Source organism: Mesorhizobium sp. WSM4307 (assembly GCF_007003945.1).
Classification (GTDB): domain Bacteria; phylum Pseudomonadota; class Alphaproteobacteria; order Rhizobiales; family Rhizobiaceae; genus Mesorhizobium.
The window spans coordinates 668,316-688,780 of record NZ_VFTB01000001.1; the positions used below are offsets into that span (position 1 = coordinate 668,316).

Below are 20,465 nucleotides of genomic sequence, written 5' to 3' on the forward strand. Positions count from 1 at the left end.
AGCCGCGCCCGCACAATCGGCAATGAGGATCAGCGTCGACGAATGGTAACGGCCGGCCCATGCGGCATTCACGAAAGCTGAGTCAGAACCGGGTTCCGCGCAAAGCACGCGATCAGGGGAGGGCGGCGAAGCCGTCGGCAAAACCCTTGAGGTCGACGGGGATGCCGATGCCTTCTTCAGGCGTCTGGAAGACGATGAACGTCGCCGACGTACCGGTCTTCAACGTGTCGAGCAGCGGCTTTTCGAGGATGACCTCGGCATAGCAGCCGTCCTGGAAGCAGCGCACGAAATAGGCGCGGCCGATGTCCTTGCCGTCGACATTGAGGCCGAGCCCGTTCGGCAAAAGCACGCCGAGCGGCGCCAGCACGCGCAGGATCTCGGCCTTGTTGTCGGCGGTGCGCAGCACGACCACCGACAGCCCCATCTCCGGACGGTCCTCGGCGACGACATTCTGCATCATCACGCATTGTTCGGAGGTGGCGCCGGCAGGCGTGTCGCAGATGATCGACCATGCGCCATGCGTCGAGCGCACCGTGCCGCTCGGCTGGGCGGCATTGGCCTGACCGGCGACGAACAGGCTGGCCGCGGACAGGGCGGCAAGAAACATGGCCTTGACCAAGATGCTCGAAAGCCCCGGTCTCGTATGCCCCAGTCTCGAAAGCCAAGAGTTCATGACGGCTCCATTGCGAATCACGGCACTTTAAGCTGCGCCAATGCCAAGTAAAGGACGAGACCGCTGCGGAACTGTCCCGAAACAGGCAATCCAGCGCTTTTCCCTGCCAAATTCGCCTGAATTACGACGCATCGCGCACCTTGCCAACATGAGCCGGGCAACCGGCCGAACATACGCGATTCGCCGCCATCGCCGCTGCCCCGGAAGAGCCGTCTCGGCTTGCGCGCAAAAATGCCGCACAGTTTCCTCCGCTCCTTTCTTGCGGAGGGAAAAAGAGTATGGTTTGAACCAGCTTGAGACTGTCGGGATTCCCGTCCCGGCATTGTTCGTTATTCTCGTTGGCGCCGCCGCGAGGGACTGGGAGACGAAGAGGGCGATGAGAAATTTCCTAGCAGACGCCAAGTTTCTAGCCAGTGCTGGGGCTGCCACCGCGCTTTTCGCCGGTACGTCCGCCCATGCCGATCAGCCCGTGGCGTGGGAGACGACCTTCCAGGCGCCGGCGACCGACATGATGCGGCAGATCGAATGGTTCGGAAATTATACGATGTGGTTCATCGTCCCGATCACCATTCTGGTGCTGCTTCTCCTCGCCTACTGCATCGTCAGGTTCCGCGCGAGCGCAAACCCGGTTCCCTCCAAGACCAGCCACAACACGCTGATCGAGGTGATCTGGACCGTCGGCCCGGTCGTGGTCTTGCTCTGCCTCGCCATTCCCTCGTTCCAGCTCCTGACCGCGCAGTACACTCCGCCGGAAGAAGCCAAGCTCACCGTCAAGGCGACCGGCAACCAGTGGAACTGGGATTACGAATACCAGACCGACAACACGCTCTCCTTCAATTCGGCCATCCTCCAGGATGGCGATCGCTCCAAGGCCGGCAAGGAGGATCGCAAGGTCTATCCGCGCCTGCTCGCCGTCGACAATGAGCTGGTGGTGCCGGTCAACACGATGACGCGCGTTCTCGTCACCGCGACTGACGTGATCCACTCCTTCGCCATGCCGTCCTTCGGCATCAAGATCGACGCCATTCCGGGGCGCACCAACGAGACCTGGTTCAAGGCGGAGAAGGAAGGTCTTTATTACGGCCAGTGCTCGCAGCTTTGCGGCAAGGACCACGCCTTCATGCCGATCGCCATCCGCGTCGTCTCCGACGCGCAGTTCAAGACCTGGCTGGCTGCGGCCAAGACCGATCTGCCCGGCGCCAACAAGACGCTGATGGCCGAGGTCGATGGCCAGAACAAGGTAGCGGCCGCCGGCAATTGATGCCGCGGGTTAGCAAGATTTAGGGAACGGAGCGGAACATGGCAGACGCTGCAGCTCACGACAGCCACGACCACAAGCCTTATCATGGCTGGGTGCGCTGGGTCTATTCGACCAACCACAAGGACATCGGCACGCTCTACCTGATCTTCGCGATCATGGCCGGCATCATCGGCGGCGCGCTATCGGTCGCCATCCGCATGGAGCTGCAGGAGCCTGGCATCCAGATCTTCAGCGGTCTGGCCCAGATGGTCTACGGCATGAACGGCGACGCCGCGGTCGACGGCGGCAAGAGCATGTACAATGCCTTTGCCACCGCGCATGCGCTGATCATGATCTTCTTCATGGTCATGCCGGCGCTGATCGGCGGCTTCGCCAACTGGATGGTGCCGATCATGATCGGCGCGCCCGACATGGCGTTCCCGCGCATGAACAACATCTCCTTCTGGCTGCTGCCGCCGGCCTTCATCCTGCTGCTCACCTCGATGTTCGTGCCGAGCGCGCCGGGCGCCTTCGGCGTCGGCGGCGGCTGGACGCTCTATCCGCCGTTGTCGACCTCGGGTCAGCCCGGACCGGCCATGGATCTGGCGATCCTGTCGATCCACATCGCCGGTGCCTCGTCGATCCTCGGCGCCATCAACTTCATCACAACCATCTTCAACATGCGCGCTCCCGGCATGACGCTGCACAAGATGCCGCTGTTCGCCTGGTCGGTACTGGTCACCGCCTTCCTGTTGCTGTTGTCCCTGCCGGTCCTGGCCGGCGGCATCACCATGCTGCTCACCGACCGCAATTTCGGCACCACCTTCTTTGCGCCCGATGGCGGCGGCGATCCGCTGCTGTTCCAGCACCTGTTCTGGTTCTTCGGTCACCCGGAAGTGTACATCCTGATCCTGCCGGGCTTCGGCATCATCAGCCACATCGTCTCGACCTTCTCGAAGAAGCCGGTGTTCGGTTATCTCGGCATGGCCTACGCCATGGTCGCGATCGGCGCCGTCGGCTTCATCGTCTGGGCGCACCACATGTATACGACCGGCCTGTCGCTGGACACGCAGCGCTATTTCGTCTTCGCCACCATGGTCATCGCGGTGCCGACGGGCGTTAAGATCTTCTCCTGGATCGCCACGATGTGGGGCGGGTCGATCTCGTTCAAGACGCCGATGCTGTGGGCGCTGGGCTTCATCTTCCTGTTCACCATCGGTGGCGTCACCGGCGTTCAGCTGGCCAATGCCGGCCTCGACCGCTCGCTGCACGACACCTATTTCGTCATCGCCCACTTCCACTACGTGCTGTCGCTGGGCGCGGTGTTCGCCATCTTCGCCGGCTGGTACTACTGGTTCCCCAAGATGACCGGCTACATGTATTCGCCCGTCATCGCCAACACCCACTTCTGGGTCACCTTCGTCGGCGTCAACCTGATCTTTTTCCCGCAGCATTTCCTTGGCCTGGCCGGCATGCCGCGCCGCACCATCGACTATCCGGACGCGTTTGCCGGCTGGAACTATGTCTCGTCGATCGGCTCCTACATCTCGGCCGTCGGTGTGGTGATCTTCCTCTACTGCGTGTTCGAAGCCTTCCAGAAGAAGCGGATCGCCGGTGCCAACCCATGGGGCGAGGGCGCCACCACGCTGGAATGGCAGCTGCCTTCGCCGCCGCCGTTCCACCAGTGGGAGCAGTTGCCGAAGATCAAGTAAGGCGGCTCCCGCCCCGAATACGAAACCGCCGGCACGCCGGCGGTTTCGGCCAACGGAATGATGGACTGAGTACGCATGGCCCTAGTCGACGAAACCAGCATTGACGAAGCGGGCTTCCGCATGTCGGAAGCGACGGCGGACGATTTCTTCGCCCTGCTGAAGCCGCGCGTCATGTCGCTGGTGGTGTTCACCGCCTTTGTCGGGCTGGTCGCCGCCCCGGTGACCATCAACCCGCTGCTGGCGGTGATCGCCATCCTGTCTATCGCCATTGGCGCCGGCGCCTCGGGCGCGCTCAACATGTGGTACGACGCCGACATCGACGCGGTGATGACCAGGACCGCAAGCCGTCCGGTGCCGTCCGGCCGCATCCAGCCGCACGAGGCGCTCAGCTTCGGCCTGGTGCTGTCGGTGCTGTCGGTGATGACGCTCGGCGTGCTGGTCAACTGGCTGTCGGCGACGCTGCTGGCCTTCACCATCTTCTTCTATGCCGTCGTCTACACGATGTGGCTGAAGCGCTGGACGCCGCAGAACATCGTCATCGGCGGCGCGGCCGGCGCCATTCCGCCGGTCATCGGCTGGGCTGCGGTGACCGGATCGGTCAGTCTGGAAAGCATCGTCCTGTTCCTGATCATCTTCCTGTGGACGCCGCCGCATTTCTGGGCGCTCGCGCTGTTCAAGTCCGGGGATTATGAGCGTGCCGGCATCCCGATGATGCCCAACGTCGCCGGCCACGCTTCGACCCGCCGTCAGATCTTCGCCTATGCGCTGGTGCTGGCCCCGGTCGGCGTGGCGCCGTGGCTGCTCGGCTATACGACGCCTTTCTATGGCGTGGCCGCCATACTGCTTGGCATTGGCTTCGTCTGGTACGCCTGGAAAGTGCTCGGCATGGCCGATGACGACCGCATCATGAAGCCGGCCAAGGCGCTGTTTGCCTATTCGCTGCTTTATCTCTTCGCCATCTTCGCTGCCTATCTGGCCGACAGCGTTGTTGAACGCGCGCTTGCCATGGGTGGGGCATGATCATGGTCGAGGAAAAGCTTGAGACGGTCACCTTGAGCGAGCGTCAGAGGAAGGCCCAGCGCAGCCGATCCGTCGCCATAGGCGTGGCGCTGGCGGTGCTTGTCGTCATTTTCTACATCGCCACGATCATCAAGTTCGGCCACAATCTGGGCACGATGTGATGAGCGTCGAGATGTCCAAAAAGCCGGCCGGCAAGAACAGCAACCGCATCGTCGCGGCGGTGTGTCTTGCCTTTTTCTCCGGCATGATCGGCATGGCCTATGCCGCCGTGCCGCTCTACAAGATGTTCTGCCAGGCGACCGGCTATGGCGGCACGACGCAACGTGTCGAGAAGCAATATGCCGGCCGTGTGCTCGATCGTGAGATCACCGTGCGCTTCGATGCCAACATTGCCGGCGTGCCGTGGGAATTCCAGCCGGTCCAGCGCTCGATGACCATGAAGATCGGCGAGACCGTGCAGGCGCATTATCAGGCGACCAACAAGTTCGATCGCGCGGTAACTGGCCGCGCCACGTTCAACGTGCAGCCGGAACTGGCGGGCCCGTATTTCAACAAGGTCGAGTGTTTCTGCTTCACCGATACGTCGCTGAAGCCGGGCGAGACGCTGGACATGCCGGTCCTGTTCTACGTGGACCCCGATATCGTGAATGTGCCGGAACTGAAGGACGTGAAGACGATCACGCTGTCCTATACGATGTTCCCGGTCGAGAAGAACAAGCCGGTTGCCTCTTCGGAGCCGGTCCAAGGCACCAGCAAGACAATTTCAGATACCGAAGCAAATCTCGGGGGTTGATATGGCAGACGCGCACGCAAAACCACAGCATGACTATCATCTCGTCAACCCGAGCCCATGGCCTTTCCTGGGCTCGATCGGGGCGCTCGTCATGGCCTTCGGCGGTGTCTGCCTCATGGAGTATTTGAAGGGCGGCTCCTTCCCGATCTTCGGCCACAACATCGCCAATCCGTGGCTGTTCTTCATCGGCCTGGTGATCGTGCTCTACACCATGTTCGCCTGGTGGTCGGACACGATCAAGGAAGCGCATGAGGGTCATCACACGCGCGTCGTGTCGCTGCATCTGCGCTACGGCATGATCATGTTCATCGCCTCGGAGGTGATGTTCTTCGTTGCCTGGTTCTGGGCCTATTTCGATGCCAGCCTTTTTGCAGGCGAGGTGCAGAACTATGCGCGCCACACATTTACCGGTGGTGTCTGGCCGCCGAAGGGCATGGAGGTTCTCGATCCCTTCCACCTGCCGCTCTACAACACCATCATCCTGCTCCTGTCGGGCACCACGGTCACCTGGGCGCACCATTCGCTGATCCATGGCGATCGCAAGGGCCTTGTCAACGGCCTGGTGCTGACCGTCGGCCTCGGCATGCTGTTCACCATGGTGCAGGCCTATGAGTACATACACGCTCCGTTCGGCTTCAAGGATTCCATCTACGGCGCTACCTTCTTCATGGCGACCGGCTTCCACGGCTTCCATGTCATCATCGGCACCATCTTCCTGCTGGTTTGCCTGATCCGCGCGATGAAGGGCGATTTCACCCCCAAGCAGCATTTCGGCTTCGAGGCGGCAGCCTGGTACTGGCACTTCGTCGACGTGGTCTGGCTGTTCCTGTTCTCGGCGATCTATGTCTGGGGATCGGCTGGTGCGGTGATCGAAGGCCACTGATCCGGCCTTTGCGATTTGGATTTCAGGGAGGGCGGCCGCGGCGACGTGGCCGCCTTCTTCTTTTCGGCGCAATGATTGCCGAATGGTGTCGGCTGATGGGGCTGGCTGCTTCAATTGGTCGACTGGACTGATGGCTGCATTGCCGTTACGGACTCCGACATGGACGAAATCTGGGCATTGGTGGCCGATGGGACACCGATAGAGATCGAGCAGTAGCGATGAGTGAAGACAAGGCGATCTGGCCTCCGATCGAACCGATTTCGGCCGGCCTGCACGGCCGCTGCCCGCGCTGCGGCGAAGGGCGCCTGTTTTCCGGCTTCCTCACCGTCGGCAAACGCTGCGTCAATTGCGGCCTCGATTATTCCTTCGCCGATGCGGGCGATGGACCGGCGGTCTTCGTCATCCTGATCATCGGCTTCATCATCGTCGGCCTTGCGCTCTGGGTCGAGGTGACGCTGAGCCCGCCGCTGTGGCTGCATCTGCTGGTCTGGATCCCGCTGGCCCTGGTGCTGTGCCTGACGGCGCTGCGACTGATCAAGGGTGTGCTGCTCACTCTCCAATATGCCAACAAGGCGGCCGAAGGCAGGCTGGACCGCGGCGAATGAGCGAAGCAACCATCAAAGGTGCCGGCCGTTCGCGGCCACGATCGGCATTGCTGCTCGGCCTTGGTCTGGTGCTGCTTTTGATCTTGCTGGCGCTCGGCACATGGCAAGTCCAGCGCCTGCACTGGAAGGAAGGTCTCCTGCAGACCATCGACCAGCGCACGCATTCGGCGCCGCTGCCGCTGGCCGAAGTCGAGAAGGAATTCACCTCGACCGGCGACGTCGACTACACGCCGGTCACGGTCTCCGGCACGTTCCTGCATTCGGGCGAACGGCATTTCTACGCGACCTGGGAAGGTGACGCCGGCTTCAATGTCTACACGCCGCTTGCCCTCGACGATGGCCGCTTCGTGCTGATCAATCGTGGTTTCATACCCTATGATCTGAAAGACCCGGCCAAGCGTGCCGAGGGGCAGATCCCAGGCAAGGTGACTATCACCGGGCTTGCCCGCAATCCGCTGCCGGCAAAGCCGTCGATGATGCTTCCCGACAATGACGTGGCGAAGAACATCTTCTATTGGAAGGACCGCGATGCCATGGCGGCGAGCGCCGGTCTGCCGGCCGGGTTCACGCTGGTGCCGATCTTCATCGATGCCGACAAGACGCCGAATCCCGGCGGTCTGCCGATCGGCGGCGTCACCATCATCGATCTGCCGAACAGCCATCTGCAATATGCCGTCACCTGGTATGGGCTTGCCGTGGCACTCGCCGCAGTGCTCATCCTGCGGCTTCGCCTTCCCGCGAAAGAAGAATGACCGCGCGCGATGCCCCCTTTCTACCGACGCCCCTTTCTACCGAGGCTCTTGACAGGGCAGGGCTAGGCACCTCATTTCGGCGCTGACGAACCGGCCAGGATTTGATGCATAAGACAACCAACAAGCCTCCGCTGACGATCCGGCTCTGCCAGCCGCGCGGTTTCTGCGCCGGCGTTGACCGTGCCATCCAGATCGTCGTGCTGGCGCTGAAGAAATACGGCGCACCGGTCTATGTCCGCCACGAGATCGTGCACAACCGTTACGTTGTCGAAGGGCTGCAGAGCCTTGGCGCCGTCTTCATCGAAGAACTCTCCGAGATCCCGGCCGAACACCGGCAGTCGCCGGTCGTCTTCTCGGCGCATGGTGTGCCGAAATCGGTGCCGGCGGACGCGCAGGCGCGCAATCTGTTCTATCTGGACGCTACCTGCCCGCTGGTCTCCAAGGTCCACAAACAGGCGATGCGCCATCAGCGGCTTGGCCGCCATGTGCTGTTGATCGGTCACGCCGGGCACCCCGAGGTGATCGGCACGATGGGGCAATTGCCGGAGGGCGCTGTCACGCTGGTCGAGACCGAGGCCGATGCCGCCAGGCTCGTGCCCGCCGATCCGAAGGCGCTTGGCTTCGTCACCCAGACCACGCTGTCGGTCGAGGACACCGCCGGCATCATCCGTGCGTTGCGGGAGCGCTTTCCCGATCTGCAGGCGCCGGCGGCGGAATCGATCTGCTACGCCACCACCAACCGCCAGGAGGCGGTCAAGGACACCGCCCCGGGCGCTGATCTCTATCTGATCGTCGGCGCTCCCAATTCCTCCAATTCGCGGCGCCTTGTCGAAGTGGCCGAGCGTGCCGGCGCCACAATGTCGCTTCTCGTGCAGCGCGCCGCCGAAATTCCGTGGAATGACATCGGCACCATTTCAACGCTTGGCCTGTCGGCCGGGGCATCGGCGCCGGAGATCATCGTCGACGAGATCGTCGACGCGTTCCGCCAGCGTTTCGATGTCACCATCGACCTGGCCATCACGGCCACCGAAACAGAGGATTTTCCGGTCATGCGGGTACTGCGCGATGTCGAACTGACGCCGGCCGACATGGCCTTCGTCAATGGGGCCGCGTAAGGCAGATGGCGGTCTATACCGACGTTGCGGAGGGCGAACTCGGCGCTTTCCTTAAGCAGTATCCGGTCGGCGATCTGCTGTCCTACAAGGGCATCGCCGAAGGCACTGAAAACTCCAACTTCCTGCTGCACACCTCCAGCGGCTCCTACATACTGACGCTCTATGAGAAGCGGGTCGACAAGGCGGATCTGCCGTTTTTCCTCGGGCTTATGGGCCATCTCGCCCACAAGGGCGTGTCCTGCCCGCTGCCGGTGACCGCGCATGACGGCAGCGTCATCGGCACGCTGGCCGGCCGGCCGGCGGTCATCATCACCTTTCTCGAAGGCCTCTCACTTCGGCGGCCGACGGCGACGCACTGCGCCGAGGTCGGCAAGGCGCTGGCCGCCTTGCACCTGGCCGGTGCCGATTTTCCGATGACCCGCCCGAATGCGCTCGCCATCGACGGTTGGCGCAAGCTGTGGAACGCGGCCCGCGACCGGGCCGACGAGGTCGAGCCAGGCCTGGCGGCCGAGGTCGACGCCGACTTCGCCGACTTCGCGCGCAACTGGCCCAAAGGCCTTCCGGCAGGCATCATCCATGCCGATCTTTTTCCGGACAACGTCTTCTTCCTGGGCGAAAAACTGTCCGGCCTGATCGACTTCTATTTCGCCTGTGACGACCTCTACGCCTACGACGTCGCCACCTGCCTCAACGCCTGGTGTTTCGAGAAGGATTTCTCCTTCAATCTCACCAAGGGCAAGGCACTGCTCGCCGGCTATCAGAGCGTGCGACCGCTGAGCGAAGAGGAAAAGGCGGCACTGCCCATGCTGGCTCGCGGTTCGGCGCTGCGTTTCATGCTGACCCGGCTCTACGACTGGCTGACCGTTCCCGATGGCGGCCTGGTCATGAAACGCGACCCGACCGAATATATCAGGCGGATGCGGTTCCATCGGGCGATCAAATCTGCTTCGGAATATGGATTGGCCTGATATGGGTGTCATGAGCAAACAGGTTGAAATCTTCACCGACGGCGCCTGTTCGGGCAATCCCGGCCCTGGTGGCTGGGGTGCCATCCTGCGCTTCAACGGCACCACCAAGGAGCTTTCCGGTGGCGAGGCCGAAACGACTAACAACCGCATGGAGTTGTTGGCGGCCATATCGGCGCTGAATGCGCTGAAGGAACCCTGCACGGTCGAGCTTCACACCGACAGCAAATATGTCATGGACGGCATTTCCAAATGGATCCATGGCTGGAAGAAGAACGGCTGGAAGACCGCCGACAAGAAGCCGGTCAAGAACGGTGAGCTGTGGCAGGCGCTGGATGAAGCCAACCGACGCCACAAGGTCACCTGGAACTGGGTGAAGGGCCATGCCGGCCACACCGAGAACGAGCGCGCCGACGAGCTCGCGCGGGAAGGCATGGCGCCGTTCAAGAAGGGCTCCTTCAAGCCGGCGGTATCAGCGCCGAAGCCGGATGCCCAGCCGAAGCAGCCGATGGCCGCGAGGGCGCGTCGGTCGACCCAGAGCTATTGAGTTCCGGCAGCCGGTCCACTTTCAGGCAGGAACCTCGATCGTGCCGATCCTCTACTATGTCACGCATCCCCAGGTTCAGATTGATGCCGCCATTCCCGTGCCGGAATGGGGGCTGTCCGACGTCGGGCGGGCGAGAGCCGTTGCCATGCTCGATCAGCCATGGGTCGGTGCAGTCCGGCGCATCGTGTCGTCGGGGGAACGCAAGGCAATAGAAACGGCCGAAATCCTGGCAAGCCATCGCCGCCTTGCGGTCGAGGTCAGGGAGCGGACGCATGAGAATGACCGGTCCGCGACCGGCTTCCTGCCGCCGCCGGAGTTCGAAGCGGTCGCCGACCAGTTCTTCGCCCACCCGCGCGAAAGCATTCGCCGGTGGGAGCGGGCCATCGATGCTCAGAACCGTATCGTGAGCGAGGTCGCGGTCGTGCTCGACGGCAATGACGCCGATGACATTGCGTTTGTGGGCCATGGAGGCGTTGGAACGCTCCTGCTGCTGTCTCTTAGCGGGCGGGAGATCAGCCGCGAGGCGGACCAACCGGCCGGCGGCGGCAACTATTTTGCCTACGATATCGGCGCCCGCCGCGTCATCCATGGATGGCGGCCGATCGACAGGCTGGAACAGCCCTAGACTCTCAGCGTATCAGCAGCGCCGTTCCCCAAAGTCCGAGCGCGAAGACCGTGTGCGCCACCAGGTTCAGCGCCCGGATTCGCATCGGATTGGGCCGCCTCGAGGCTGCCCATCCGGCACCCATGCCGGGCGCCAGCAGGAACCAGCCGGCGCCGACGGTGACGATCCCAAGGATAAAGGCCGGCAGGAAGGTCGGCGCGGCAAGCCAGTCCGTTCCAGCCAGCACTACCAGGATGATGGCGTAGACGATGCCGACGAAATAGTGAAACGCCCAGCCCAGCGCCACTTCGTGCGCGTAGGCTGCCGCGTCGCCGATATCATCGTGAAAGACCTTGTCGGTGAGATGCCAGACCCAGCGACCGACCCGTCCCCAGTTCGGCCGTGGCTGGCCAAACGCCTTGTGGAGCAGGATGGCCCAGAGATCCATCAGCACCGTGGCGCCGATGCCGATCACGACGGCGCGCCAGAAGACGTCAAACATCCTTGGGATCCCCCCCGAAAGCCGGCAGTTCTGGGGTGCAAGCGGTCCTCGGGCGAGGTCAGCCTTGCGGCCCGCCCGACGCGACCGTTGAAGCCTAGAGCTGTCCGAGAATATGAGCCGCGCCCGACTCGTCGACGCCGGGCTTGGTCTCGACATTGATCGCGGTGACCTTGCCGTCGTCGACGATCATCGAAAACCGCTTCGAGCGCAGGCCCATGCCGGCGGCGGAAAGGTCGTTGTCGAGGCCGACCGCCTTGGCGAAATCGCCGCTGCCGTCGGCGAGGAACAGGATCTTGCCCTCACCGCCGGTGAAGCGCGCCCAGGCGCCCATGACATGGACGTCGTTGACTGACACGACGGCGATGGTGTCGACGCCGCGGGCCAGGATGGCGTCATGGTTTTCGAGATAGCCGGGCAGATGGTTGTTGCTGCAGGTCGGCGTGAAGGCGCCGGGAACACCGAACAGGACCACTTTCTTGCCCGGAAAAATCTCGGCTGAGGTGATCGTCTTGGCGCCGTCGTCGGTCATCGTCTTGAACGTTACCTCGGGCAGCTTGTCGCCGACGGAAATGGTCATGAGTTCCTCGCTTGGGGAATGGGAAGGATGCATGCTTGCGTAGCGAACTCGGCGGCGTCCTGCAACCGTTCGGGCAAGCTGGATCAAGGGAAAGGCAGCAGCCCTTCGACGGCACCGGCCGAGCTCGTCAGCGTGTAGTGAAGTCCGCCATCCGTTGGCGTTGCCGAGGGGCGGTCGAGGATCGGCACGGTGAAGATCAGCTTGCCGTCCTTTTCGCTGCGGGAAGGAGCGCCGAACATGTAATCCTGCTCGCCGGCGACGAAGAAATCCGCCGCGTCGGGGTCACCGGGAAAACTCGCCTCGACAACCAGCGTCTCATGATCGCCCGGCAGGACATTGATGCCGAAATCCGATCTCGCGGGCGCCGGCAACGCCGCGAAACTGGCCTTCACCAGCGCTGCATCGTCCGCATTGTCGGGGTCGGAACCAGGGTCGACCGTCAGCCGCGTCTGCACCGGTATGCAGATCGTTTCGCAAATGCCGAGGAAGACGTCGGCGTCGATGACGGCCGAATCCTTCGCTGCCGACAATTTGAACACCACCGGCAGCGAAACCGGATAGTTGTAGCCTGCCCATTTGCCATAACCATCGTCGTGGCGTTGCGGTGCCGGAAACGAGAGTGTGGCATCGGCAATATTGGTGCTGGCCGAAACATTGAGCTGCGGCGGCACGCCGGCGTCGCCCGGATCACGCCAATAGGTCTTCCAGCCCGGCTTGAGCGCGATGTCGAGAACGCCCTGGATGCGGCCGGCCTCGTCGGGTTTGCCTGATGTCACCAGCCGCACCTTGCCGCCTTCGCTGTTGTACCAGGCGGACGAGGAGGCGGTGGCGGGGAGAACGCTCGCCGACCCGATGGCGGTGCCGAGCAGCAGGATTTTCAAGCTTTGCATGGCGGTGATTTGATCGTCCGTTCGTGGCGGTGCAATGATTTCGTGGCCCTGCCGCCATCATATTTGCGTGACTCGTGGTGGCAAGCCATGGCGGCCTGGCACCATGGGCTTTGGTCGAATCCGGCGCGGCGCATCTTTTCGGCGCCCGGGAAACACGGTACCCTCCTGCCATGGATTTGTTGCGCCACAAAAAGACGGCTGCTGGACGCGGCTTTCTCGACGATCAGTTCCTGATTGCCATGCCTGGCATGAAGGACGACCGTTTCACGCGCTCGGTCATCTACATCTGCGCGCACAGCGACGAAGGCGCGATGGGCCTGATCATCAACCAGACACAGCAGATGCTGTTTCCGGATCTGTTGGTGCAGCTCGGCATCATGAACGAGCAGGAGGCGATCCGCCTGCCGGCGCAGGCGCGCGATTTCGTCGTGCGCAATGGCGGGCCTGTCGATCGCAGCCGGGGGTTCGTCCTGCATTCTGGCGACTACCGCGTGGAATCGTCGCTGACCGTTTCCGACGACATCTGCCTGACCGCGACGGTCGATATATTGCGCGCCATATCCTCGGGCCGCGGCCCGCGTCACGCGCTGATGGCGCTCGGCTATTCCGGATGGGGTGCCGGCCAACTGGAAACCGAGATCGCCGAGAATGGCTGGCTGACCTGTCCGGCCAGTCCCGAACTTCTCTTCGACGCCGACATCGAGCGCAAATACGATCGCATCCTCGCCTCGATCGGCATCGACCTCGCCCATCTCAGCCTGGCCGCCGGACACGCCTGAGCGCTTTTGCTGCCCGGGTCCTGTGGCTAGAAGCGGCGTAGCAGGACCAATGCATCGTAAACGCAGCAGTGCCATACGACGGCGCGCGGGAACTGTTCAGCCTGGAAGCGCGTAGACAGGCGAACCGGGTGTCCAGCTTGTCTATCCCCTATGCCGGCTCATAGCCGTATGCTTCGCCTTTACGCACGACGAGCCCGATACCTGGCCAACCAAGATGCGCTCCGGCAATCCACGTTCCAGCCTCGGCCGCGTCGTGGAAAACCTTCTGGCGTGTTGCACGTGCGGTCGATTGATCGTCGTCATAACCCCAACTCAATGCCGGATTGCCAAATTGCAAGACCGGCACATGAACGATGTCCCCGAAGAACAGGAAGCTGTCCTCGTTCGTGTCGAACGCGTAGCCGGTGTGACCGGGAGCATGGCCTGGCAGCGCAACTGCTCTCAACCGCTCAACCACCTGGTCGCCATCCCGCACAGGCTTCAGCAAGGATCGGAACCGCGCAAGACGTGTCTCGGCGAGAAAGCTTTTCATAGCTTCCTCGGCAATTGCGATCGCCTTCAAATTCGGGAAGAGCATCCGGTTGTCGCGGGTCAAAAGCCCGTACACATGATCCTGATGGGCATGGGTGAGCGCCAAGACCGTGATCGAGGTGGGATCGATGCCGGATTCGGTCAACGTCTGCTCGAGACGTCCTGTTGTTGGGGCCCAGCCTCCTCCGCCGCTGTCGATCAGAATGCCGTCAACGCCGGGACCTGCGAGGGCAAAGCAATTGACAGAGAGGCGTAGCGTCCCTGCCTGCGCGACTTGCGGTACCGGCTTGTTCTGCGAATCCCGCAGAAGGTCCGGCGGCATCTCAATATAGCCGTCCGAGAGCGACCAGACGCGCCAGGCGCCAGCCGTGCAGGCGAGGACGTTGTCGCTGCGGAATGTCACGATCATAAGGTACCTCAATCCACCGTTTCAGATCGAACCTAGGACAGAGCGGCTTATGAGGATAGGGCAGTTGCGTGACAAGGCCTCATGAGGGATATTCATAAATCATGAGAAATGAACTGAACGAACTCGCTACGTTCGCGATGGTCGCCCGGGAACGAAGCTTCACAAGAGCCGCGGCAAAATTAGGCGTATCTCAATCTGCGCTGAGCCACACTATCCGCGGGCTTGAACAGCGGCTCGAGTTACGGCTTCTCGCTCGAACAACGAAGAGTGTCGCGCCAACCGCTGCAGGGGCCGCGCTTTTGAAAGATCTGTCTCCGGCGCTTGAGCAAATCGCTGCTGCCCTTGACGGGGCGCGAAGCCTCCGAAGCCGCCCCGCAGGCCGCCTTCGAATTATGATGTCACGCTCGGCTGCGGTAATGGTGTTGCTGCCGCGGTTCGCGGCATTCGCTGAGGCATACCCCGACATCGTTCTCGATGTGGTCACCGAAACAGGCCCTGTGGACCTCGTTGCCGACGAGTTCGATGCCGGAATCCAGCTTGGCGAATACATTCAGAAGGACATGATCGCGGTGCGCGTCACGCCGGAGTTGCGGCTGGCTGTGGTGGGGTCGCCTGACTATTTCTCGTCGCGAAGCATTCCGCAAAAGCCTAAGGATCTCAATGATCATCGATGCATAGCCCTGCGTCTTCCGGGCGGTCCACATCGGTGGGAGTTCGAGCGTGCACGAAAGTCAGTCACGATCAGCGTCAGCGGCCCGCTGATAATCGACGACACTCACTTGGTGATTCAGGCAGCGCTCGCTGGCGTTGGTCTCGGTCTCGCCTATGAAGAGCAGGTCGCGGAGCATATCGCAGAGGGGCGGCTTATCCGTGTCCTGGAGGAATGGACGCCACCAATTCCCGGCTTTTTCCTGTATTATCCCAGTCGTCAGCTCCAGCCGGCGGCGTTGTCCGCATTGGTCGACGCGTTGCGGCTCTCGCAGAAACAGTCGGTGTGCGACGGTCGAACCTCTCCATAACTTGCCTGAAAGCGGCCGGTCGTCACGAAGCGATGGACCTCTAAGCTTGAGTCAGCGGATACTGTTCCTTCAACGTCTTCAGCACCTGGTCGCCCGGCATCGGCGCGCCGAACATGAAGCTCTGCACATATTCGCAGCCCATCTGGCGCAGTTCCAGCGCATCGCGTTCGTCCGAGATGCCCTCCGCGACCACCGACAGGCCGAGCTCATGCGCCATGTTGACCATGGATTTGAGCAGCACGGCGCGCTTCGGCGTGCTGTCGTCGACAAAGCTCTTGTCGATCTTGATCGTGTCGAACGGGAACCGTGTCAGATAGGCGAGCGATGAATAGCCCGTGCCGAAATCGTCCAGCGACAGGCCGATGCCGAGCTGTTTCAGCTTGGTCAGCACATGGGCGGTCTGCTCGGGATTGTCCATCACCAGCGACTCGGTGAGCTCGAGCCGGAAGCAACGCGGCTTCAGATTGGCCCGTGCGATGACCGAGCGGACATCGCTGACAAGGTCGCGGCGGATCAGCTGGCGGCTGGACAAATTGACCGAGACCGACAGTGGTGCGTCGCCGATCTGCTTCTGCCATCCGGCGAGGTCTTCCGCCGCCTGCTGCATGGCGAACAGGCCGAGCTGCACGATCAGCCCGCAGCTTTCGGCGACCGGAATGAAATCCGCCGGCGGGATCATGCCGCGGCGCGGATGGTCCCAGCGCAGCAAGGCCTCGAAGCCGGCGACGCTGCCGTCCTCCAGCCGCACGATCGGCTGGTAAGCCAGCGTGAATTCGCGCCGCTCGATGGCGCGCCGCAGGTCGGATTCGAACTGCAGCCGGTCGGTGCCGACGGTACGGAAGGCCGGGCGGAACGGCTCGATCCTGTCGCCACCAAAACGCTTGGCCTGGTGCATGGCAAGCTCGGCGTCCTTGACCATGTCCTCGGCCGAAGTCTGCGCCGAGGTCCATGTGATCAGGCCGATCGAGGCGGTCAGCACGATCTCGCGCTTGGCGAAGGTGATCGGGTTGTTGATCGCATGCTTGATGGCGTCCGCCACGCCGGCAATGCGGGCAGGGTCCTGTTCGGACAAAAGCATCAGCGCGAACTGGTCGCCGGCAAAGCGCGACAGCGAATCCTTCGGCTTCAACAGCCGGTGCAGGCGGCGCGCTATGGTGAGCAGGATGGTGTCGCCCGCCGAGATGCCGAGCCCGTCATTAACCTGCTTGAAGCGGTCGATGTCGATCACGAAGACGGTCGGACGCACCTTCTCTTCGGTGCGGGCGATCGAGATGATCGCTTCCAGCCGGTTCATGAACAATTCGCGGTTCGGCAGGCCGGTCAGATTGTCGTGCACGGCGTCGTGCAGCAGCCGCTCCTCTGACTTCTTCTGCTCGGTGACGTCGACCATGGTGCCGACGCAGCGGATGACCTCGCCGTCCGATCCGATGACCGGCCGTGCCCGCAAGGCGAACCAGTGATAATGCCCGTCGGCGCCGCGCAGGCGGAAATTTTGCGCCACCCGGCCGCGGCGGTGCTCCAGCACCACGTCGAGCGTCGTGCGGAACGTGTCGCGGTCGTCGGCATGCAGCACCGGCAGCCAGTTGCGCGCCGCACCACCAAGGCTGTTGGGCGCCAGGCCGAGCTGGATGCTCACGTCGGGTTTGGTGACGACGCGGTCGCGCAGCACGTCCCAGTCCCACACCGTGTCGCCCGACCCGGCAACGGCCAGCGCCTGGCGTTCGAGGTCGGAGAACAGCCCCTGATGCAGTGCACCGCCGGCAAAGGCGTGCTGCATGACGGTGAAGCCGATCAGCAGGATGATCAGGATCAGCCCGCCGCCGAGCGCCGGCTGGGCGATGTCGTTGTCGAGCATGCCGGTGATCGCCATCCACGACCCGCATAGCCACAACAGCACCATCACCCAACTGGGCACCAGCATGATGGCGCGGTCATAACCACGAATGCCGAGGAAGATGATCAGGCCGAGCCCGGTCAACGCGGTGGCGGCAAAGGAGATGCGGGCGATGCCGGCGGCGACCGCCGGATCGACGATGGCCACGCCTGCAATCAGCACCAGCCCGAGGATCCAGACCAGCGCGCCGTAGCTGAAATGGCCGTGCCAGCGGTTGAGGTTGAGATAGGCGAACAGGAAGACCACGAAGGTCGCTGCAAGCGCCACCTCCGTTCCCGCCCGCCACATCTGCTCGTTGCCGGGCGAGATCTCGATGACCTTGTTGAGGAAGCCGAAATCGACGCAGATATAGGCAAGCACCGCCCAGGCGAGGGCCGCGGTCGCCGGGAACATCGAGGTTCCCTTGACCACGAACAGGATGGTAAGGAACAGTGCCAGAAGGCCTGCAATGCCGATGACGATGCCGCGAAACAGCGTGTAGGAGTTGACCGAGTCCTTGTAGGCCTCGGGCTCCCACAGATAGACCTGCGGCAGCTTGGGCGAGGCGAGTTCGGCGATGAAGGTGATCACCGTTCCCGGGTTCAGCGTCACCCGGAACACATCGGCGTCGGGGCTGGTCTGGCGGTCGAGCGCGAAGCCCTCGCTGGGCGTGATCGCCGCAATGCGGGTGGCGCCGAGATCGGGCCAGAAGATGCCGGAATTGACCAGCCGGAAATGCGGCGCCACGATCAGCCTGTCGAGCTGCTGGTCCGTGGTGTTGGCCAGCGCGAACACCGCCCAGTCGCCGGTCGAGCGCGCGTCATTGGCCTCGACCTCGATGCGCCGCACGATGCCGTCAGGCCCGGGCGCGGTCGATACCTGGAAGTTCTCACCCTGGTTGCGGTAGATCTCGAAGGCGCGCGACAGGTCGAGCGCGACGTCGTCGCGGGCAATCTTGATCGGTTCGACGGCAAGGGCCGACGAAGCCGCGCACAGCGTCAGGAATGCCGCGAGGACAAAGGCGAACAGCGGCCCGTTTCGCAGGAAATTCGTCAAAAATCAGTCCTTCGTTCCTGCGTCCAGCGGATCGTCCGCGATCCGGGCGTAGAGGTAATGGTCCTGCCAGATGCCGTTGATCCTGAGATAGGATCTTAACAGTCCTTCGCGCCGGAATCCGGCTTTTTCAAGCACGCGGATCGACCGGATGTTGTCGGGAATACAGGCCGCCTCGATCCGGTGCAACCTCAGCGTATCGAAGGCGAAGCGGGCCACGACCTTGACCGCGTCGGTCATCAGGCCACGGCCGCCGAAGCGCTCGCCGATCCAGTAGCCGACATGGCCGCTTTGCGAGACACCGTGGCGTATGTTGCCGAGCGTGATGCCGCCGGCCAGCTTGCCGCTCGACTTCTCGAAGATGAAGAAGGCGATCGCGGTTCCCTGCGCATAGTCTTCGCGATAGCGGCTGATGCGCAGGCGCCATGCCGTGCGGTCGAGCTCGTCGGGGGTCCAGCGCGGCTCCCACGGCTCCAGGAAGGCCCGGCTTTCGCCGCGCAATGTCGACCATTCCCGATAGTCGTTGGTGTATGGCACGCGCAGCGTGACGAGATTGCCCTTCAGCGCCGGCAGATCACGGCGAAAGAAAGCGAGCGCGAACACGGCGCTTTGGGGACTTAGACGGCGAGTCTGCGGGCCGTGGTCTGCGTGCCCGGAAGCGAATCGAGGATCGCCTCATATGGTGCCAGCGTACCCACGGGCCCGACAGCGGTAAGCGTCGGCTTGGTCGAGAACATCCGCGACGACAGGTCGGTTAGCCGCTCCACCGTCAGCGCCGACAGGCGCTCCATCAATTCCTCCTTGGCGATCGGCCTGCCGAACAAAAGCAGTTGCCTTGCGATCTGCGAGGCGCGGCTGGCCGGGCTTTCGGCGGACATGATCAGCCCGGCGCGATACTGGGCGCGGGCGCGGTCGAGTTCTTCCTGCAGGATGTTCTCGCCCGCCTTCTGCAACTCGTCGATGATGACAGGCACGAGTTCGGCGATGTCGCTCTGGCCGGTCGCGGCATGGACGCCGAAGACGCCGGTGTCGGAAAAGCCCCAGTGGAAGGCATAGACCGAATAACACAGGCCGCGTTTCTCGCGGACTTCCTGGAACAGGCGCGACGACATGCCGCCGCCGAGGATCATCGACAGCACCTGCGAGGCGTAGAAGTCGCGCACATGGTAGGCGCGGCCTTCGAAGCCCAGCACGATCTGTGCATCCATCAAGTCGCGGTCCTCGCGAAAATCGCCGCCGACATATTGTGCATATTGCGGGATGGTGCTGTCGGCCTTGCTGCGGAAGCCGCCAAGCTGCTTCTCCACCTCGCGCACGAAATTGTCGTGCTTGATGTCGCCGGCGGCCACGATCACCATCCGCTCGGCGCCATATTGGCGTTCGATGAAATCGTGCAACTGCTTGGAAGTAAAGGATTTGACGGTTTCCGGCGTGCCTAGGATCGAGCGGCCGATGGTCTGGTGGCGAAAGGCCGTCTCGGTGAAACGGTCGAAGACGATATCGTCTGGCGTATCGTGCGCGGCGCCGATCTCCTGCAGGATGACGTGCTGCTCGCGCTCGAGCTCCTGCGGGTCGAATTCGGACTCCTGCAGGATGTCGGCGAGGATGTCGACGGCCAGCGGCACGTCGTCGGACAGCACCCTGGCGTAGTAGGAGGTGGTCTCGACACTGGTGGCGGCGTTGATCTCACCGCCGACATCCTCGATTTCCGAGGCGATTTCGAAGGCCGTCCGCCGCTTCGTGCCCTTGAACGCCATGTGCTCGAGCAGATGGGCCATGCCATGCTCTTCATCACGCTCATTGCGGGCACCGGACTTGACCCAGGCACCCAAGGCAACCGATTCGATACTTGGAAGGGTTTCGGTGGCGACTGTCAGGCCGTTCGACAGACGGCTTACCTCAACACCCATATGGCTCGTACTC

Annotated in this window: 22 protein-coding genes and 1 pseudogene; 15 read left to right on the forward strand and 8 right to left on the reverse strand. The window is 62.7% G+C overall.

Annotation, left to right across the window (positions count from 1 at the left end; all coding sequences use genetic code 11):
* Positions 1-112: 112 nt before the first annotated feature.
* Positions 113-673: an invasion associated locus B family protein gene (locus tag FJV83_RS03095; RefSeq protein WP_095786609.1), complete on the reverse strand. Its 561-nt coding sequence runs from the start codon at positions 671-673 to the stop codon at positions 113-115.
* 376 nt (positions 674-1,049) lie between these two features.
* On the opposite strand from FJV83_RS03095, the gene coxB reads away from it, so the two are divergent.
* The 13 genes and pseudogenes from coxB to FJV83_RS03160 all read left to right on the forward strand — a co-directional run bounded on the left by coxB (position 1,050) and on the right by FJV83_RS03160 (position 10,930).
* The gene (gene coxB, locus FJV83_RS03100) at positions 1,050-1,934 is read left to right on the forward strand and encodes a cytochrome c oxidase subunit II (protein WP_142885002.1); all 885 of its coding nucleotides are present in this window, start codon (positions 1,050-1,052) and stop codon (positions 1,932-1,934) included.
* 38 nt (positions 1,935-1,972) lie between these two features.
* Complete coding sequence (ctaD, locus tag FJV83_RS03105; protein WP_095786608.1) at positions 1,973-3,625, forward strand: cytochrome c oxidase subunit I; 1,653 nt, start codon at positions 1,973-1,975, stop codon at positions 3,623-3,625.
* Positions 3,626-3,700: 75 nt separating this feature from the next.
* The gene (locus FJV83_RS03110) at positions 3,701-4,645 is read left to right on the forward strand and encodes a heme o synthase (protein WP_142885003.1); all 945 of its coding nucleotides are present in this window, start codon (positions 3,701-3,703) and stop codon (positions 4,643-4,645) included.
* 2 nt (positions 4,646-4,647) lie between these two features.
* Positions 4,648-4,806, forward strand: a complete 159-nt coding sequence (locus tag FJV83_RS03115) for a hypothetical protein (RefSeq protein WP_142885004.1) — start codon at positions 4,648-4,650, stop codon at positions 4,804-4,806.
* Positions 4,806-5,438: a cytochrome c oxidase assembly protein gene (locus FJV83_RS03120; RefSeq protein WP_142885005.1), complete on the forward strand. Its 633-nt coding sequence runs from the start codon at positions 4,806-4,808 to the stop codon at positions 5,436-5,438. The genes FJV83_RS03115 and FJV83_RS03120 overlap by 1 nt, the downstream gene beginning before the upstream one ends.
* A gap of 1 nt (position 5,439) precedes the next feature.
* Positions 5,440-6,321 (forward strand): cytochrome c oxidase subunit 3, encoded by an 882-nt coding sequence (locus FJV83_RS03125; RefSeq protein WP_095771027.1) that lies wholly within the window; start codon positions 5,440-5,442, stop codon positions 6,319-6,321.
* Between the two features lie 78 nt (positions 6,322-6,399).
* Positions 6,400-6,537 (forward strand): annotated as a pseudogene (locus FJV83_RS03130) (L,D-transpeptidase family protein); the annotation flags it as partial.
* A 2-nt stretch (positions 6,538-6,539) separates the two neighbouring features.
* A complete protein-coding gene (locus tag FJV83_RS03135) occupies positions 6,540-6,926 on the forward strand; it encodes a DUF983 domain-containing protein (protein ID WP_095771026.1) in 387 nt (128 codons plus the stop codon).
* Complete coding sequence (locus tag FJV83_RS03140; RefSeq protein WP_185973313.1) at positions 6,923-7,678, forward strand: SURF1 family protein; 756 nt, start codon at positions 6,923-6,925, stop codon at positions 7,676-7,678. Before FJV83_RS03135 ends, FJV83_RS03140 begins: the two co-directional genes overlap by 4 nt.
* Before the next feature lie 104 nt (positions 7,679-7,782).
* Positions 7,783-8,793 carry a 4-hydroxy-3-methylbut-2-enyl diphosphate reductase gene (ispH, locus tag FJV83_RS03145; RefSeq protein ID WP_095771025.1) on the forward strand — a complete coding sequence of 337 codons (1,011 nt, stop codon included), beginning with the start codon at positions 7,783-7,785 and terminating at the stop codon, positions 8,791-8,793.
* A gap of 5 nt (positions 8,794-8,798) precedes the next feature.
* Positions 8,799-9,761: a homoserine kinase gene (locus FJV83_RS03150; RefSeq protein WP_095771024.1), complete on the forward strand. Its 963-nt coding sequence runs from the start codon at positions 8,799-8,801 to the stop codon at positions 9,759-9,761.
* 10 nt (positions 9,762-9,771) lie between these two features.
* The gene (rnhA, locus tag FJV83_RS03155) at positions 9,772-10,305 is read left to right on the forward strand and encodes a ribonuclease HI (protein WP_095786884.1); all 534 of its coding nucleotides are present in this window, start codon (positions 9,772-9,774) and stop codon (positions 10,303-10,305) included.
* Positions 10,306-10,345: 40 nt separating this feature from the next.
* The gene (locus FJV83_RS03160; protein WP_246691783.1) at positions 10,346-10,930 is read left to right on the forward strand and encodes a histidine phosphatase family protein; all 585 of its coding nucleotides are present in this window, start codon (positions 10,346-10,348) and stop codon (positions 10,928-10,930) included.
* A gap of 4 nt (positions 10,931-10,934) precedes the next feature.
* On the opposite strand, the gene FJV83_RS03165 is transcribed toward FJV83_RS03160, so the two are convergent.
* The 3 genes from FJV83_RS03165 to FJV83_RS03175 form a co-directional block, all read right to left on the reverse strand.
* On the reverse strand, positions 10,935-11,411 hold the full coding sequence (locus FJV83_RS03165; RefSeq protein WP_142885007.1) for a DUF2938 domain-containing protein: 477 nt from the start codon (positions 11,409-11,411) through the stop codon (positions 10,935-10,937).
* A 94-nt stretch (positions 11,412-11,505) separates the two neighbouring features.
* Positions 11,506-11,988 (reverse strand): peroxiredoxin, encoded by a 483-nt coding sequence (locus FJV83_RS03170; RefSeq protein ID WP_038645430.1) that lies wholly within the window; start codon positions 11,986-11,988, stop codon positions 11,506-11,508.
* Between the two features lie 83 nt (positions 11,989-12,071).
* Positions 12,072-12,878: a protein-disulfide reductase DsbD domain-containing protein gene (locus tag FJV83_RS03175; protein ID WP_095771021.1), complete on the reverse strand. Its 807-nt coding sequence runs from the start codon at positions 12,876-12,878 to the stop codon at positions 12,072-12,074.
* 170 nt (positions 12,879-13,048) lie between these two features.
* Between FJV83_RS03175 and FJV83_RS03180 the strand changes: the two genes are divergently transcribed.
* Entirely contained in the window at positions 13,049-13,657 is a 609-nt protein-coding gene (locus tag FJV83_RS03180) for a YqgE/AlgH family protein (protein ID WP_027046619.1), read from the forward strand.
* 148 nt (positions 13,658-13,805) lie between these two features.
* Here FJV83_RS03180 and FJV83_RS03185 read toward each other — a convergent pair whose 3' ends face one another.
* Positions 13,806-14,597 (reverse strand): MBL fold metallo-hydrolase, encoded by a 792-nt coding sequence (locus tag FJV83_RS03185; protein WP_142885008.1) that lies wholly within the window; start codon positions 14,595-14,597, stop codon positions 13,806-13,808.
* Between the two features lie 98 nt (positions 14,598-14,695).
* Here FJV83_RS03185 and FJV83_RS03190 point away from each other — a divergent pair, with 98 nt between their 5' ends.
* A complete protein-coding gene (locus FJV83_RS03190; RefSeq protein ID WP_210248203.1) occupies positions 14,696-15,616 on the forward strand; it encodes a LysR family transcriptional regulator in 921 nt (306 codons plus the stop codon).
* A 40-nt stretch (positions 15,617-15,656) separates the two neighbouring features.
* On the opposite strand, the gene FJV83_RS03195 is transcribed toward FJV83_RS03190, so the two are convergent.
* Genes FJV83_RS03195 through FJV83_RS03205 form a run of 3 tightly spaced genes read right to left on the reverse strand, consistent with a single transcriptional unit; the run spans position 15,657 to position 20,452 of the window.
* Positions 15,657-18,545 carry an EAL domain-containing protein gene (locus FJV83_RS03195; protein ID WP_142885010.1) on the reverse strand — a complete coding sequence of 963 codons (2,889 nt, stop codon included), beginning with the start codon at positions 18,543-18,545 and terminating at the stop codon, positions 15,657-15,659.
* Between the two features lie 3 nt (positions 18,546-18,548).
* Positions 18,549-19,145, reverse strand: a complete 597-nt coding sequence (locus tag FJV83_RS03200; RefSeq protein ID WP_095771017.1) for a GNAT family protein — start codon at positions 19,143-19,145, stop codon at positions 18,549-18,551.
* 14 nt (positions 19,146-19,159) lie between these two features.
* Positions 19,160-20,452 (reverse strand): pitrilysin family protein, encoded by a 1,293-nt coding sequence (locus FJV83_RS03205; RefSeq protein ID WP_095771016.1) that lies wholly within the window; start codon positions 20,450-20,452, stop codon positions 19,160-19,162.
* Positions 20,453-20,465 lie beyond the last annotated feature (13 nt).

Excerpts from the sequence above, each read along its gene's own strand:
- FJV83_RS03095 (WP_095786609.1), bottom strand. The coding sequence starts at position 673 with ATGAACTCTTGGCTTTCGAGACTGGGGCATACGAGACCGGGGCTTTCG.
- coxB (WP_142885002.1), top strand. The coding sequence starts at position 1,050 with ATGAGAAATTTCCTAGCAGACGCCAAGTTTCTAGCCAGTGCTGGGGCT.
- ctaD (WP_095786608.1), top strand. The coding sequence starts at position 1,973 with ATGGCAGACGCTGCAGCTCACGACAGCCACGACCACAAGCCTTATCAT.
- FJV83_RS03110 (WP_142885003.1), top strand. The coding sequence starts at position 3,701 with ATGGCCCTAGTCGACGAAACCAGCATTGACGAAGCGGGCTTCCGCATG.
- FJV83_RS03115 (WP_142885004.1), top strand. The coding sequence starts at position 4,648 with ATGGTCGAGGAAAAGCTTGAGACGGTCACCTTGAGCGAGCGTCAGAGG.
- FJV83_RS03120 (WP_142885005.1), top strand. The coding sequence starts at position 4,806 with ATGAGCGTCGAGATGTCCAAAAAGCCGGCCGGCAAGAACAGCAACCGC.
- FJV83_RS03125 (WP_095771027.1), top strand. The coding sequence starts at position 5,440 with ATGGCAGACGCGCACGCAAAACCACAGCATGACTATCATCTCGTCAAC.
- FJV83_RS03135 (WP_095771026.1), top strand. The coding sequence starts at position 6,540 with ATGAGTGAAGACAAGGCGATCTGGCCTCCGATCGAACCGATTTCGGCC.
- FJV83_RS03140 (WP_185973313.1), top strand. The coding sequence starts at position 6,923 with ATGAGCGAAGCAACCATCAAAGGTGCCGGCCGTTCGCGGCCACGATCG.
- ispH (WP_095771025.1), top strand. The coding sequence starts at position 7,783 with ATGCATAAGACAACCAACAAGCCTCCGCTGACGATCCGGCTCTGCCAG.
- FJV83_RS03150 (WP_095771024.1), top strand. The coding sequence starts at position 8,799 with ATGGCGGTCTATACCGACGTTGCGGAGGGCGAACTCGGCGCTTTCCTT.
- rnhA (WP_095786884.1), top strand. The coding sequence starts at position 9,772 with ATGAGCAAACAGGTTGAAATCTTCACCGACGGCGCCTGTTCGGGCAAT.
- FJV83_RS03165 (WP_142885007.1), bottom strand. The coding sequence starts at position 11,411 with ATGTTTGACGTCTTCTGGCGCGCCGTCGTGATCGGCATCGGCGCCACG.
- FJV83_RS03170 (WP_038645430.1), bottom strand. The coding sequence starts at position 11,988 with ATGACCATTTCCGTCGGCGACAAGCTGCCCGAGGTAACGTTCAAGACG.
- FJV83_RS03175 (WP_095771021.1), bottom strand. The coding sequence starts at position 12,878 with ATGCAAAGCTTGAAAATCCTGCTGCTCGGCACCGCCATCGGGTCGGCG.
- FJV83_RS03180 (WP_027046619.1), top strand. The coding sequence starts at position 13,049 with ATGGATTTGTTGCGCCACAAAAAGACGGCTGCTGGACGCGGCTTTCTC.
- FJV83_RS03185 (WP_142885008.1), bottom strand. The coding sequence starts at position 14,597 with ATGATCGTGACATTCCGCAGCGACAACGTCCTCGCCTGCACGGCTGGC.
- FJV83_RS03205 (WP_095771016.1), bottom strand. The coding sequence starts at position 20,452 with ATGGGTGTTGAGGTAAGCCGTCTGTCGAACGGCCTGACAGTCGCCACC.